12 protein-coding genes and 1 tRNA gene are annotated in these 13,414 nt (G+C 66.5%); 9 read left to right on the top strand and 4 right to left on the bottom strand.

Annotation, left to right across the window (positions count from 1 at the left end; translation table 11 throughout):
• A complete protein-coding gene (locus tag BACI349Y_RS15260) occupies positions 1-1,914 on the top strand; it encodes an ABC transporter ATP-binding protein (RefSeq protein WP_159632843.1) in 1,914 nt (637 codons plus the stop codon).
• A gap of 22 nt (positions 1,915-1,936) precedes the next feature.
• On the opposite strand, the gene BACI349Y_RS15255 is transcribed toward BACI349Y_RS15260, so the two are convergent.
• The 3 genes from BACI349Y_RS15255 to BACI349Y_RS15245 all read right to left on the bottom strand — a co-directional run bounded on the left by BACI349Y_RS15255 (position 1,937) and on the right by BACI349Y_RS15245 (position 2,903).
• Positions 1,937-2,353 carry an NUDIX hydrolase gene (locus BACI349Y_RS15255; protein ID WP_159632842.1) on the bottom strand — a complete coding sequence of 139 codons (417 nt, stop codon included), beginning with the start codon at positions 2,351-2,353 and terminating at the stop codon, positions 1,937-1,939.
• A complete protein-coding gene (locus BACI349Y_RS15250) occupies positions 2,350-2,829 on the bottom strand; it encodes a DUF6314 family protein (RefSeq protein WP_201302458.1) in 480 nt (159 codons plus the stop codon). The genes BACI349Y_RS15255 and BACI349Y_RS15250 overlap by 4 nt, the downstream gene beginning before the upstream one ends.
• A gap of 1 nt (position 2,830) precedes the next feature.
• Positions 2,831-2,903, bottom strand: a tRNA-Arg gene (locus tag BACI349Y_RS15245).
• An 85-nt stretch (positions 2,904-2,988) separates the two neighbouring features.
• On the opposite strand from BACI349Y_RS15245, the gene BACI349Y_RS15240 reads away from it, so the two are divergent.
• Entirely contained in the window at positions 2,989-3,762 is a 774-nt protein-coding gene (locus BACI349Y_RS15240; protein WP_159632841.1) for a DUF998 domain-containing protein, read from the top strand.
• Here the strand turns inward: BACI349Y_RS15240 and BACI349Y_RS15235 are convergent.
• A complete protein-coding gene (locus BACI349Y_RS15235) occupies positions 3,759-4,385 on the bottom strand; it encodes a hypothetical protein (protein WP_159632840.1) in 627 nt (208 codons plus the stop codon). The genes BACI349Y_RS15240 and BACI349Y_RS15235 overlap by 4 nt on opposite strands.
• 32 nt (positions 4,386-4,417) lie before the next feature.
• Between BACI349Y_RS15235 and BACI349Y_RS15230 the strand changes: the two genes are divergently transcribed.
• From BACI349Y_RS15230 to BACI349Y_RS15200, 7 genes are all read left to right on the top strand, one after another.
• Positions 4,418-5,248 (top strand): inositol monophosphatase family protein, encoded by an 831-nt coding sequence (locus tag BACI349Y_RS15230; RefSeq protein ID WP_159632839.1) that lies wholly within the window; start codon positions 4,418-4,420, stop codon positions 5,246-5,248.
• Positions 5,249-5,331: 83 nt separating this feature from the next.
• Positions 5,332-7,878, top strand: a complete 2,547-nt coding sequence (gene pcrA / locus BACI349Y_RS15225; RefSeq protein ID WP_442858428.1) for a DNA helicase PcrA — start codon at positions 5,332-5,334, stop codon at positions 7,876-7,878.
• 21 nt (positions 7,879-7,899) lie between these two features.
• Complete coding sequence (locus BACI349Y_RS15220; RefSeq protein WP_236560852.1) at positions 7,900-8,607, top strand: hypothetical protein; 708 nt, start codon at positions 7,900-7,902, stop codon at positions 8,605-8,607.
• A gap of 224 nt (positions 8,608-8,831) precedes the next feature.
• Positions 8,832-10,001 (top strand): ADP-forming succinate--CoA ligase subunit beta, encoded by a 1,170-nt coding sequence (gene sucC / locus BACI349Y_RS15215; protein ID WP_159632837.1) that lies wholly within the window; start codon positions 8,832-8,834, stop codon positions 9,999-10,001.
• Positions 10,002-10,012: 11 nt separating this feature from the next.
• Positions 10,013-10,915, top strand: a complete 903-nt coding sequence (gene sucD / locus BACI349Y_RS15210; protein WP_104996906.1) for a succinate--CoA ligase subunit alpha — start codon at positions 10,013-10,015, stop codon at positions 10,913-10,915.
• 184 nt (positions 10,916-11,099) lie between these two features.
• Positions 11,100-11,831, top strand: coding sequence for a FadR/GntR family transcriptional regulator (locus BACI349Y_RS15205; protein WP_159632836.1), 732 nt, complete (start codon positions 11,100-11,102; stop codon positions 11,829-11,831).
• 225 nt (positions 11,832-12,056) lie between these two features.
• Positions 12,057-13,406, top strand: coding sequence for an MFS transporter (locus tag BACI349Y_RS15200; RefSeq protein ID WP_159632835.1), 1,350 nt, complete (start codon positions 12,057-12,059; stop codon positions 13,404-13,406).
• Positions 13,407-13,414: the final 8 nt, after the last annotated feature.

Below are 13,414 nucleotides of genomic sequence, written 5' to 3'. Positions count from 1 at the left end.
ATGAGCATGGACCGCGTGGCGTGGAGCTCGCTCTACAATATCAGCACCGCCAAGAGCGGCTCCAAGCCGTTCTCCAAGGAAACCCTGAAGCGGGTGCTGGCCTTCGCCGCTCCCCACAAGGGCAAGCTCATCGCCTTCGTACTCTCCTCCATCGCAGCGGCCTTCCTTGCCGTCGCCACCCCGGTGCTTGCCGGCCAGGTGGTTGACGCCATCATCGCCAAGACAGATGCCGGTACCGTGATCTGGCTGGCCGTGCTGATCGCCATCGTGGCGGTGGGCGAAGCGGGGGTGGGGCTGTTGACCCGCTGGCTGTCCTCGACCATCGGCGAAGGCGTCATCGTGGACCTGCGCACCCGGGTGTTCGACCACGTGCAGCGCATGCCCATTGCCTTCTTCACCCGCACCCGGACGGGAGCCTTGGTCAGCCGCCTCAACAACGACGTCATCGGAGCGCAGTCGGCCTTTGCCGGCACGCTTTCCGGTGTGGTGAGCAACTCCGTGGCGCTGGCCCTTACCCTGATCGTGATGCTTAACAAGTCCTGGCTGGTCACCGTGCTCGCCATGGTCCTGCTGCCGATCTTCCTGATCCCGGCCCGGCGCATGGGCTCCAAACTGGCGGACCTGCGCCGCGAAGCCGCTGCGCACAACGCCGCCATGGGCACCCAAATGACGGAGCGGTTCTCCGCGCCCGGCGCCACACTGGTGAAACTCTTCGGCCGCCCGGATGAGGAATCCCGCGAGTTCGCTGCCCGCGCGGGCCGCGTCCGTGACATCGGCGTCCGCATGGCCATGCTGCAGTTCACGTTCGTCACGGCCCTGACCCTGGTCTCGGCGCTCGCACTCGCGCTGGTCTACGGACTGGGCGGCTGGCTTGCCCTGGGCGGCCAGCTCGCGCCCGGCGATGTGGTGGTCCTGGCGCTGCTCCTGACACGGCTCTACGCTCCGCTCACGGCATTGTCCAACGCCCGCGTTGAAGTCATGAGCGCACTGGTCAGTTTCGAACGGGTCTTTGAGATCCTGGACCTGAAACCGCTGATCCAGCAGAAACCGGACGCCGTGCCCGTTCCTGCCGGGCCCGTGTCCGTGGAGTTCGACAACGTCCGCTTCGCCTATCCCTCCGCGGACAAGGTCTCCCTGGCCTCGTTGGAGGAGGTCTCCACCCTGGACACGCGGGGCGGCGAGGAAGTGCTGCACGGCGTCAGCTTCCGGGTGGAACCTGGCCAGACAGTGGCCCTGGTGGGCTCGTCCGGCGCCGGCAAGTCCACCATCGCCCAGTTGCTGTCGCGGCTGTACGACGTCGACTCGGGCGCCGTGCGTCTTGGCGGCACCGCGCCGGGGACGGGGCTGGACGTCCGGGACACCACCTTCGATTCGCTGCGGGACACCCTGGGCATGGTTACCCAGGACGGCCACCTGTTCCACGAAACCATCGCCTCCAACCTTCGGCTGGCCCGGCCCGACGCCACGGACGAAGACATGTGGGACGTCCTGCGCCAGGCCCGGCTGGAGACCATGATCAGGTCCCTGCCGGACGGCCTGGAGACAGTGGTGGGGGAGCGCGGCTACCGGCTTTCCGGCGGCGAACGCCAGCGCCTGACCATCGCCCGGCTCCTCATTGCCCAGCCGCGGGTGGTCATCCTCGATGAGGCCACGGCCGCGCTCGACTCCACGAACGAAGCCGCTGTGCAGGCAGCCCTGGGCGCCGCACTCGAGGGGCGTACCGCCGTCGTGATTGCGCACCGGCTCTCCACCGTCCGCGCGGCGGACGCCATCCTGGTGGTGGAGGGCGGCCAGATCGTGGAACGCGGAACCCACACCGAACTGCTGGCAGCCGGCGGCCGCTACGCCGAGCTCTACCAGACGCAGTTCGCCGAGGCCACGGCAGTGGCACAGGAATCCGTCCCCGAGTTCTAAGGGCTGGACGCCCGGCCGCTGCCTAGAGGGCCCGCGAGGCCAGCAGGGGCAGGATGTGGTCCGTCAGCAGCGGAGCGAGGTCCCGGGGGAGGGCCGCGTCCGCCGGCCCGCTGATGTCCAGCCACCGGATCTCGGCGATCTCAGCCGCGGGAGTGGCCTCCCATGTGCCGGGGGCGATGAAGACGGTGGCTTCGATATCAGTGGCGGCCTCGTTCGCGGCGTCGGCGATCCACACCCCCATCAGTTCAAGCTCCTGGGGGCGGACCACGATCCCTACCTCTTCGGCGAGTTCCCTCGCGGCTGCCTGCACAGCGGTTTCGCCCGGCTCCGGCTTGCCGCCGGGGTGCATGAACATGCCGGTCCCGCGCTTCCGCACGGTCAGGAGGCGCCCGGCGTCGTCAAACACGCAGACAGCGGAGACCACGATCCGGTCCTTCATGCGGTGATCCTTGCCAGGCGCGAGACCAGTAGCAAATCCTTGCGGGGACCGGTGACGTCCCAGCTGTAACTGAACGCGTCCGGGCCCTGGCGGGTGTAGGACACGCGGTAGGTGTCGGGGTCGCACCAGTGGGTGTCCTGGCTGGTGTCAGGGGTGAAGCTCATGCGGTGGAACGGCCTCCCGTCGGGAAAGAACACGTCCAGCGCATCGGGCTGCGGCACGGGTTTCAGGACGTACTCCCGCGAGGCGGGACCGGTAAAGGAAGGCCAGCGCATGGTGCCTTCCTCGCGAAGGGCCAGGCCGCCGTCGTCCGTTGGCGTGAAAATCAGGACGCCGGAAAAGGTTCCGCGGGTGCCGTCCGACCTGTCCAGCAGGTCCCGCTCAAGCCGCCAACGGCCAGGCTGGCCGGCGATGTGGGGTTCGTGGACGCCCAGGAGGTAGGCGCGGAGGCTTGGCTCCGGGGAAGGAGAATTCAAGTGCCCTCGATTGGAATCGAACCAACGACACCGGCTTTAGGAGAGCCGTGCTCTATCCACTGAGCTACGAGGGCGGGTGTCCGGTGGGGATCGGCGGGGCCGGTCCGTCCGGACACGGTTACAAGCATACAAGGTGCCGGGCCGTACTACGCTCAAGGCATGAGTCCAGCCCCCACTGCCGCTCCCGCCACTGCCTTCACCCCGAACGTAGCGTCCACCCGGCAGTACATCGGGGCGTGGGCAGTACTGAGCGTGCTGCAGTACTTCGCGGCCGAGGCTGCCGTGGCCATGGCGTGGGCGGGGCCCCGTCCGTACAACCTGCGGACCGGGTACATCAGCGACCTGGGGGCGCTCCACTGTGGAATCTATTCCGGCAGGGATGTCTGTTCGCCGTTGAACTGGCTGATGAATGCGTCCTTCGTGGTCCAGGGCCTGGGGCTGCTGGTGGGCGCGGTGCTGCTGACGTCGGGGCTGCTGCGCGTGGCCGCCCGGCCCGGTACACGGGTGGACTGGCGGCGCCGGGAACCCTGGCTTGCGGCCTCCGCCGTCCGGCTGCTCACCGGAGCAGCCGGGGCCGGGACCATGGTGGTGGGGCTGGTGCCGGAGGACGCTGGCTCACCCTGGCACTACGCCGGGGCCATCACGTACTTCATCTCCGGTGGGCTGGCATTGCTGGTGCTGGGCATCCTGTGGCTGCGGAAGACCGGGATGGCGTGGTTCCTGCTGGTGTGCGGCGGCGTCTCACTGGCCGCCACCGCCACCGGTGGACTAACCCGCATGATGGTTCCCGAGCCCGGCACGCTGGAGCGGCTGATGGGCTACCCGGTCACGGTGGGGATGGCCGCCGCGGGGCTGGTCATTGCCCAGCGGGTGCACCGGCACCGGAAGCAACGGCGGGCTGCGGCCGCTGCCGCAAGGGCAACTGGCGTTTAGGGCTCTTTCCTTTTCCGGCTGTTGAGGAACACCGCCGCGCCCCCGGCCAGAAGGCTCAGCACCAAAAGCACCCACCCTGCAATGGTGAGGGTGGACGCCAAGGCGACCTGGCCGGCGTCGGGACCGGGCGTGCCCATCATGGCGTCAATGGCCACGTTGCCCCACAGCCGGACCACCACGAACAGCATGGGCAGCGCCCAGAGTGCCCAACGCAACGACTTCTTCGCCACGTTGGTGCCGATGAGCAGCAGCCACGTGAAGCCGAAAATCAGTGGGAAGAGCGTCCCGGCGGTCTTGTGGACGTAACTCAGCTGGCCCAGCGCATCGCCGTTCATAACGCCCTGGAGCCTGCCGATGTAGCCGGCATCGAAGCCGCCGACCAGGGAATCCGGCATGGCCATGTCCCGGGAGAGCTGCGTCAGCTGGGTCAGGGTCAGCAGGTGCAGGTACCAGAACAGGAACAGGCTGGCCACCACACCGGCAATGACGATCAGGTTGCTGTTTCCCTGTGCCTTCTCGGGCGTGCGCGACGTGGTGGGGTTGACCACCGGCGGCAGGTGGTGCTGCGGCACAGCCGCGTTGGCGCCGTGCTTCTTGATCCGCTGGGCAGGGGTTTTGGCCATGGCACCATTATCCCGCCCCATAAACTGAACCCATGACCACTGGCCGACACAGCGCAGCTGTTCTTGACCCCTCATTGGATGACTACGACCTGGCGGCCGCCCTGGTCCGGGAAGCCGGGCAGCTGGCGCTCCTGATGCGCATGGCCGGGCTTGAGTCGGAACAAAAGACTTCTGTGTCCGACGTCGTCACCGCGGCCGACCACGCCGCTGAAGCCTACGTCCTGGAACAACTGCGGCGCTGCCGGCCGGACGATGGGATCGTGGGCGAGGAAGGTGCCTCCGTCCAGGGCACCAGCGGCCGGACGTGGGTGATCGACCCCGTGGACGGCACCTACAACTTCCTGCACGGTTCCACGTACTGGTGCTCAGCCATCGCCCTCAAGGACCGCCGCGATGTGCTGCTGGGCGCCGTCTTCCAGCCTGAAGAGGACAAGCTGTGGCTGGGCGGGCATGACCGGCAGGCCACCCTGAACGGTGAAGCGCTGACCTCGTTTGCCGTCGACGAAGGCAGGCGCAGCACCACCAGCGTCGCCGAACTCGGCGCTGCCACCTACATCCACCCCACCTGGTTGATGGACCCGATGTGTGCCATGCCGTGGCACGCTGCAGCCACCTCCGCCGCATCCCTCCGCATGCTGGGATCCGGTTCCTGCGACCTCGGCCGGGTTGCCGACGGGCAGCTGGGGTGCTGGTTCCAGCACAGCTGCCCGGAATGGGACTGGCTGCCGGGAAAGGCGATCGTCCTTGCGGCCGGGGGCGCCGTGGACACCGTCCGGGTCAACGGGCTGGAGTGGTTCATCGCAGGAGGAACGACGGCGGTCCGCGAGCTGCGTGCGGCCCTCGAGTCAGGCTCGGTGTCCTGAAGCAATCGCACGCGCAGCGGGAGTAATCCACAGGCTGGAAGGCGTTGTCGGTCCCACCGCCTAGACTTGTAGGCACCATGGATATGTTGTTTGACCCGTACTCTGACGGACCGTTCAAGGCCGCTCCCGCCTCCACTGCCCGTACAAGGACGGAGCCTGAGGGCGTTGCCACCACGGCAGGGCCGGGCGGAATGCCGGAGCCAAACGCCAGCGGGCACAACACCTCCGGGGGCTGGCAACAGTCCAACCACGACGCCGGCAACCGGCACCGCGGTGACGGTCACCAAGGCAGTCGCCGCCCCGGCGCCGCCCAGCTGCTGGAGGGACTGAACCCGCAGCAGGAGGAAGCGGTCAAGCACGGCGGATCGGCGCTGCTGATCGTCGCCGGCGCCGGATCCGGCAAGACGCGCGTGCTCAGTAACCGGATCGCGTACCTCATCGCCACCGGCCGTGCCCACCACGGCGAAATCCTGGCCATCACGTTCACCAACAAGGCGGCCGCGGAAATGCGGGAGCGCATCGAGGCGCTGGTGGGTGGCCGCGCCAAAATCATGTGGATCTCCACGTTCCACTCGTCCTGCGTCCGGATCCTGCGGCAGGAAGCGGCCAACGTCGGCCTGAAATCCAACTTCTCCATCTATGACTCCGCCGACTCCCTCCGCCTGGTCACGCAGGTTTCAAAAACCCTTGACCTGGACCCCAAGAAGTTCGCGCCAAAAGCCATCCAGCACAAGATTTCGGCGTTGAAGAACGAACTGATCGACGCCGAGTCCTTTGCCTCGGCAGCCAACTACAACGACCCCTTCGAACATGCGGTGGCAGACGTCTACAAGGGCTACACGCAGCGGCTCCGCCAGGCCAACGCCATGGACTTCGACGACCTCATCGCCGAGACCGTCTACATGTTCCGAGCCTTTCCGGCGCTGGCGGAGTCCTACCGCCGCCGGTTCCGCCACGTCCTGGTGGACGAATACCAGGACACCAACCACGCCCAGTACGCCCTGGTCCGGGAGATCGTGGGGGAGGGCCCCGGTGCCTCGGAGCTCACCGTTGTTGGCGACTCGGACCAGTCCATCTATGCCTTCCGCGGCGCGGACATCCGGAACATCGTGGAGTTCGAAAAGGACTACCCGGAGGCCCGCACCATCAAGCTGGAGCAGAACTACCGTTCCACCCAGAACATCCTGAGTGCCGCCAACTCGGTCATCTCCCGCAACCCCAACCGGCCGGAGAAACGGCTGTGGACCGCTGAGGGCGAAGGCCACAAAATCATCGGCTACGTCGGCGAAAACGAACACGACGAAGCGCAGTTCATCGCGAAGGAGATCGACCGGCTCCAGGACGAGGAGAACCTCCGCCCGGGCGACGTCGCCATCTTCTACCGCACCAACGCCCAGTCCCGTTCCATCGAGGACGTGCTGGTGCGCGTGGGCCTGCCGTACAAGGTGGTGGGCGGCACCCGCTTCTACGAGCGCAAGGAAATCAAGGACGCCCTGGCCTACCTGCGCGTCCTGGTGAACCCGGACGACGACGTCAACCTCCGCCGGGTGCTCAACGAACCCAAGCGCGGCATCGGCGACCGAGCCGAAGGCGCCGTGGCGGCCCTCGCCAGCCGCGAACGCACCTCCTTCATGGCGGCCGCCCGCCGCGCCGACCAGGCGCCCGGCATGGCCACCCGTTCGGTCAACGCCGTCCTGGGCTTCGTGAAAATGCTGGACGACCTCGCCGAGGTGGCTGCCGGGTCCGGGGCTGCCGCGGCACTCGAAGCAGTGCTCGAGCAAACCGGCTACCTTGCCGCGCTGCGGTCCAGCACCGATCCGCAGGACGAGTCCCGCGTGGAGAACCTGGCCGAGCTCGTGGCCGTGGTGCGCGAGTACGAGCAGGAAAATCCCGAGGGCAGCCTCGGCGCATTCCTGGAACAGGTGTCCCTCGTGGCAGACGCCGACCAGATCCCGGATGCCCCCGGCGCGGACATTGACGCCGCCGTCGCCGAGGCCAAACGGCTGGGCGTGGTAACGCTGATGACCCTGCACACCGCCAAGGGACTGGAGTTCCCGGTGGTGTTCCTCACCGGCATGGAGCACGGGCTCTTCCCGCACCAACGCTCCGCCACCGACCCCAAGGAACTGGCTGAGGAACGCCGGCTGGCCTACGTGGGCCTCACCCGTGCCCGGAAGCGGCTGTACGTGACCCGGTCCGAGGTACGCAGCATGTGGGGCCAGAGCCAGTACAACCCGGCCAGCCAATTCCTCGAGGAAATCCCCGCGGAGCTCCTGGAATGGAAACGGGAAGGAACCAGCCGGCAGTCGTGGGCCGGCGGCGGTTCAATCGGCTCGGGCCGGTACAGCGGATCGTTCTGGGGCGCCGGTACCGCCCGCGGAGCCGCGGCGGATTCTTCCGCCGGCTTCAATGCCGACGTCCCGGCATTCATCGCCAAGAACCGGGTGCAGCCGCAGAAGGAAATCATCGCCGTCAGCGTGGGGGACAAGGTCAACCACACCAGTTTTGGCAACGGAACGGTCCTGGCCCTCGAAGGCGCAGGAGACAAGACCGTGGCAAAGGTGAAGTTCGACGTCGGTGAAAAGCGCCTGCTGCTGCGCTACGCCCCGCTCACCAAACTCGACGCCTAGGAACGCCCGCGGACGGGCATAATGGAGGCCATGCGACGGACTGTATGGGGGATGCTCGCCGCCCTTTTCCTTATCACCGCCACGGGCTGCACGGTGACCACCAAGGACCCGGCCTACGTTCCGCCGGCTCCGCTGCAACCCATGGAACAGCTGGAAAAGGCCCCGCTGGCCGATGCGAAGACGTTCTCCAGCGGTGCAGATGTCCTCTCTTTCATCACCGCCGACCGGACCATCGCGTGCTCGCTCACGTCCGCCCGCGGGGAACACCTCAACCTCCCCTACGAGCAGAACCGCTACAGCGACGCCGCCAACAACAAGCTGCCCATCGTCCCGGTGGCCCACTGCGAGCTCGCCTCCTACCCGGCGCCCGAGCCAGGCGATATCAAGGACGACTGCGCCGGGACCCATCTTGGCTACCTGGGCGGAGTGGCCCTCCTGTCGCCGGACACCGCCCGCTACGGTGAATGCCGCTCCGGCGTCACATCCATGGAAGGAACCTACGGGCCCAAGGGGAGCAAGGCGGGAACGCTGACCCAGCTGCCCGTGCTTGCGGACGGGCAGAACCTGGAACGCAACGGGCTGCGCTGCTCCGCGTACAACGGCGGCGTGGCATGCGGAAACGTCTCCGCCGGCGTCGGATTTCTCGTTTCGCCCAAACGTTACGAGCTGATTCAGGGGCCGGCCAAAAGCGGCCAGCCGCCGCAGCAGGAGGGCCCAAAAACCCCGTAATTCCGCGGTTTTTCTACGCCCCATAGAATAGTGTGCTTACTCACATAAGGGGTAGTCTGGGACGGCCCGGTCCCTCCAAAGGACTAGAGTTCCCCATGGAGCATTACGCCGCGTGGCTCGTTTCCAGACAGGCCGCCGGTGCGTGCAATCCGCAGCCCGGTCATCGTCGTACAGATGGTGTCCGACTGTACAGAAACTACTTCGACGTAGAAGGACACTAAACCGTGGACCTGTTTGAATACCAGGCGCGCGATATGTTCGAGGCGCACGGTGTACCCGTGCTTGCCGGCATCGTGGCGTACACCCCAGAAGAAGCAAAGGCAGCTGCCGAGAAGATCGGCGGCGTGACCGTTGTCAAGGCACAGGTCAAGGTAGGCGGCCGTGGCAAGGCCGGCGGCGTCAAGGTCGCAAAGTCCGCTGATGAGGCGTTTGAGCACGCCACCAACATCCTGGGCATGGACATCAAGGGCCACACCGTCAAAAAGGTGATGATTGCCCAGGGTGCGGACATCGCCGAGGAGTTCTACTTCTCCGTCCTGCTGGACCGCGCCAACCGCAACTACCTGGCCATGTGCTCGGTTGAAGGCGGCATGGAGATCGAGCAGCTCGCCGTCGAACGTCCCGAAGCGCTGGCCAAGATCGCCATCGATCCCGCCGTGGGCATCGACCAGGCCAAGGCCGACGAAATCGTCGCAGCCGCAGGCTTCGCCGAGGAACTGCGCGGCAAGGTCGCCGCCGTAATCCTCAAGCTCTGGGATGTCTTCAAGAAGGAAGACGCCACCCTGGTGGAGGTCAACCCGCTGGTCAAGACCGGCGCCGGCGACATCGTGGCACTGGACGGCAAGGTCTCCCTGGACGAGAACGCCGACTTCCGCCACGCCAAGCACGCGCAGCTCGAGGACAAGGACGCTGCAGACCCGCTTGAGGCCAAGGCAAAGGCGCAGGACCTCAACTACGTTAAGCTCGACGGCGAAGTAGGCATCATCGGCAACGGTGCAGGCCTGGTCATGTCCACCCTGGACGTCGTCGCCTACGCCGGTGAAAACCACGGCAACGTCAAGCCCGCCAACTTCCTGGACATCGGCGGCGGCGCCTCGGCCGAGGTCATGGCCGCCGGCCTGGACGTCATCCTGGGTGACGAGCAGGTCAAGTCCGTGTTCGTCAACGTCTTCGGCGGCATCACCGCATGCGACGCGGTCGCCAAGGGCATCGTCGGCGCACTGGCCGAACTGGGCCACACCGCCAACAAGCCGCTGGTAGTCCGCCTCGACGGCAACAACGTCGAGGAAGGCCGCCGCATCCTCAACGAGGCCAACCACCCGCTGGTTACCCTGGCCGCCACCATGGACGAGGGCGCCGACAAGGCCGCCGAGCTCGCCAACGCAGCGAAGTAAAGGGACGCACCATGTCTATCTATCTGAACAAAGACTCCAAGGTCATCGTCCAGGGCATCACCGGCGGCGAAGGCACCAAGCACACCGCCCTGATGCTCAAGGCCGGCACCAACATCGTTGGCGGCGTCAACGCCCGCAAGGCCGGCACCACGGTCCTGCACGGCGAGAAGGAAATCAACGTCTACGGCACCGTCAAGGAAGCCATGGCTGAAACCGGCGCCGACGTCTCCATCGTCTTCGTGCCGCCGGCATTCACCAAGAACGCCGTTGTCGAAGCCATCGAGGCCGGCATCGGCCTGGTCGTGGTCATCACCGAGGGCGTTCCCGTCCAGGACTCCGCCGAATTCTGGGCCCTGGCCCAGTCCAAGGTGGACGCCGACGGCAACCAGGTCACCCGCATCATCGGCCCGAACTGCCCCGGCATCATCACCCCCGGCGAAGCACTGGTTGGCATCACCCCGGCCAACATCACCGGCAAGGGCCCCATCGGCCTGGTTTCCAAGTCCGGCACGCTGACCTACCAGATGATGTACGAACTGCGCGACCTGGGCTTCTCCACCGCCATCGGCATCGGCGGCGACCCCATCATCGGCACCACGCACATCGACGCCCTGGCCGCGTTCGAGGCTGACCCCGAGACCAAGGCCATCGTCATGATCGGCGAGATCGGCGGCGACGCCGAAGAGCGCGCAGCCGACTTCATCAAGGCCAACGTCACCAAGCCGGTCGTCGGCTACGTTGCCGGCTTCACGGCCCCCGAAGGCAAGACCATGGGCCACGCAGGCGCCATCGTCTCCGGCTCCGCCGGTACCGCCCAGGCCAAGAAGGAAGCCCTCGAGGCTGCCGGCGTGAAGGTCGGCAAGACGCCGTCCGAGACCGCCAAGCTGCTCCGCGAGGTCTACGCCGCCCTCTAGACAGCACTTCACGACGCGGGGCCACCCCCGGTCCGTTTCCAGTGATGGGACGGACCTGCGGGTGGGCCCCGCGTTCGCTGTTTAACGGATGACGACGGCGGCGGGCGGTGCCTGCCCAACCCGGTCGAGTAATGTTGGGACAGGAAAAACAGGGCGCCCCGGGCGCACAGGCAGGGGATTGACGATGGCAGAAAAGCGACCCACCCTGGTCGACGCCGTCGTGGACAAGGTCCTTGAGCACATCATCAGCGGAGAAATACAGGCCGACGACGCCCTGCCGCCGGAGGCCGACATCGCCAAGGAATCGGGAGTCAGCAGGCTGACGGCCCGGGAAGCCATGAAGGTGCTCAAAGCGCAGGACGTTGTCTACGTAAAGCGCGGCCGGGGCACTTTCGTCAACCCGCCCGAGCGCTGGACCGGGCTGGACGCCATCATGCGTGCAGCTTCCAGGGGAGTGGCCTCGGACCAGGTGGCGCTCCGCCTGCTGGAGGTCCGCCGCATGGTGGAGACCGGGGCCGCCGAACTCGCTGCCTCCCGCCACCGGCCGGTTGACCTCGCTGCGCTGCAGGACAGCGTGGAGCAAATGGAAGCCGCGCACCTGGCCGGAGACGTCGATGCACTGACCGTGGCCGATATCGCCTTCCATGACACCGTGCTGCGTGCATCCGGCAACCCGTTCGTACCCGCCCTGCTGGGACAGCTTTCCACCCTGCTGTACGCCATGCGGCGGGAAACCTCGGCCTTCCCGGACGTGCAGCGCCACGCGATCCACCACCACAAGATGGTCCTGGCGGCCATCGCGGCGGGCGATCCCGCCACGGCGCGGTCCACCATGGATGCCCACATCACCCAGACCTTTGAGGACTACGAGCAGTTCCTTGCCATGTCCAGCCGCAGCGGAACCACCGGCCGCTAGGGGCTCGCCCGCCAGGAACCCCGCCCGGCAGGCCCGGGACCCGGTGGCCTGCCTCCCTGTCCGCGTGCACGGCGATTATGTTGACGCCCACAACCACCTGTGATTAGAATCTCAGTCAGACATCAGACATCTGATATCACCCCCCAAAATGCCGCCAGCCAAAGGAGTCTTCATGCGCGCGCATTCCCCTTTTGAGGGTCCCCACACCACTCTTGGAGGCCTGCGATGACCTCCCGCACCACTGCCCCCGCACTCAGCCAGCTGGGCGAGACCACCCTTCGCAAGGTGCGCCGCCGGCTGATGCCCCTGATCGTCCTGCTGTACTTCATCGCCTACCTCGACCGGAACAATGTCGGCTTTGCCAAGCTCGGCATGCAGGGCGACATCGGCCTGACCGAAGCCGCGTACGGCCTCGGCGCCGGCATCTTCTTCCTTGGCTACGCCTTGCTTGAGATCCCCAGCAACGGCGGCATGTACCGGTATGGTGCCCGCAAATGGATCGCCAGGATCCTCATCACCTGGGGAATCTTCGCAACTGCCATGTTCCTGGTGAACGGTGAAACCACGTTCTACGTCATCCGCTTCCTCCTCGGCGCGGCAGAGGCCGGCTTCTTCCCGGCGATCCTCTTCTACCTGACGCTGTGGTTCCCGGCGGCCCAGCGCGTGACGGTGCTGGGCATCTTCATCCTCGCCCAGCCCATCTCGAATGCCCTGGGGGCACCGGTATCGGGCATGCTCCTGAACCTGGAAGGCGTCGCAGGCCTGCACGGCTGGCAGTGGCTCTACATCCTCGAGGGCATCCCGGCCATCATCCTGGGCATCATCACGCCGTTCGTCATGACGGACCGCCCCGAACACGCCAAGTGGCTCAAGCCCGAAGAGCGTGAATGGCTCTCCACCACCATGGCCGCTGAACTGGCCCACAAGCAAAAGTCCGGAAACCACAACTTCCTGGCCGGCCTGAAGGACCCCCGCACCATTGCCTACTCGGCGCTGTACTTCGGCCTGGTGTGCGGCATTTACGGCCTGGGACTCTGGCTGCCCACCATCGTCAAGGCGCTGGGCAAGTTTGACTCAACGCAGGTGGGGTTCATTGTCTTCATCCCGTACGCCATCGCAGCGGTGTTCGTCTACTTCTGGAGCAAGCGGTCCGACCGTACAGGCAACCGCGTGTGGCATGCCAGCGTCAGCATGGTGCTTGCCGCCGTCGGCCTCCTGGGCGCCGGCTTCCTGCTTCCCGTCAATGCCTTGCTCGCCATGGTCTTCCTGACCCTGGCAGCCATGGGCATCTACTCCGCGATTGCGCCCTTCCTGGCCATGCCGTCCGCCGCGCTCACCGGCGCCGCGGCGGCAGCCGGGCTGGCCATGGTCAACTCGCTCGGCAACCTGGGCGGCTTCGTGGCCCCCTACATCGTCGGCATCCTCAAGGACGCGACCGGAAACAGCCAGACGGGCCTGGTCTTCCTGGCTGCCTGCCTCGCGGTGACCGCCGTCGCCACTTACCTCTATGCACGCAACCGGCCTGAAGGTGTCTCTGCCCCCGCAGCCACCGCTCCTGCCGCCGAAACCCATTAGGAAACAGC

It is taken from the genome of Arthrobacter sp. 8AJ, from assembly GCF_902506025.1.
GTDB lineage: Bacteria > Actinomycetota > Actinomycetes > Actinomycetales > Micrococcaceae > Arthrobacter.
This window is presented reverse-complemented; position numbering and strand designations above follow the sequence as displayed.

Bases quoted from the DNA above. Each gene is read 5' to 3' on its own strand.
- BACI349Y_RS15260 (WP_159632843.1), top strand. From the start codon at position 1: ATGAGCATGGACCGCGTGGCGTGGAGCTCGCTCTACAATATCAGCACC.
- BACI349Y_RS15255 (WP_159632842.1), bottom strand. From the start codon at position 2,353: ATGAAGGACCGGATCGTGGTCTCCGCTGTCTGCGTGTTTGACGACGCC.
- BACI349Y_RS15240 (WP_159632841.1), top strand. From the start codon at position 2,989: ATGAGTCCAGCCCCCACTGCCGCTCCCGCCACTGCCTTCACCCCGAAC.
- BACI349Y_RS15235 (WP_159632840.1), bottom strand. From the start codon at position 4,385: ATGGCCAAAACCCCTGCCCAGCGGATCAAGAAGCACGGCGCCAACGCG.
- BACI349Y_RS15230 (WP_159632839.1), top strand. From the start codon at position 4,418: ATGACCACTGGCCGACACAGCGCAGCTGTTCTTGACCCCTCATTGGAT.
- pcrA (WP_442858428.1), top strand. From the start codon at position 5,332: ATGTTGTTTGACCCGTACTCTGACGGACCGTTCAAGGCCGCTCCCGCC.
- BACI349Y_RS15220 (WP_236560852.1), top strand. From the start codon at position 7,900: ATGGAGGCCATGCGACGGACTGTATGGGGGATGCTCGCCGCCCTTTTC.
- sucD (WP_104996906.1), top strand. From the start codon at position 10,013: ATGTCTATCTATCTGAACAAAGACTCCAAGGTCATCGTCCAGGGCATC.
- BACI349Y_RS15205 (WP_159632836.1), top strand. From the start codon at position 11,100: ATGGCAGAAAAGCGACCCACCCTGGTCGACGCCGTCGTGGACAAGGTC.
- BACI349Y_RS15200 (WP_159632835.1), top strand. From the start codon at position 12,057: ATGACCTCCCGCACCACTGCCCCCGCACTCAGCCAGCTGGGCGAGACC.